This window comes from Mesorhizobium sp. M8A.F.Ca.ET.202.01.1.1, assembly GCF_004791595.1.
GTDB lineage: Bacteria > Pseudomonadota > Alphaproteobacteria > Rhizobiales > Rhizobiaceae > Mesorhizobium.
Genome location: NZ_SRUN01000339.1, coordinates 1 through 279 on the forward strand (window position 1 = coordinate 1; position 279 = coordinate 279).

The following is a 279-nucleotide window of genomic DNA, read 5'->3' on the forward strand; positions in this document are numbered from 1 at the left end:
ACGCGCGGCACGCACCAGGCGGAACCCCGGATCGCTGACCAGCGGCGTACCGGCGTCACTGACCAGCGCCAGCGACTCGCCGGCCTGCAGGCGCGAGACCAGCCGCTGCGCCAGCGCCTCCTCGTTGTGCTCGTGCAGGGCCACCAGCGGCTGCTGGATGCCGAAATGGGACAGCAGCTGGCCGCTGCGGCGGGTGTCCTCGGCACAGATGGCCGCCACCGAGCGCAGCACCTCCTGCGCGCGCGGGCTCAGATCGGCCAGGTTGCCGATCGGGGTGGC

At 73.5% G+C, this 279-nt stretch carries 1 protein-coding gene; it reads right to left on the minus strand.

Annotated elements, in window-relative coordinates; all coding sequences use genetic code 11:
* Nucleotides 1-279 (minus strand): SAM-dependent methyltransferase (locus EN845_RS35105; RefSeq protein WP_245511900.1); only part of this gene is annotated, 279 nt, incomplete at both ends.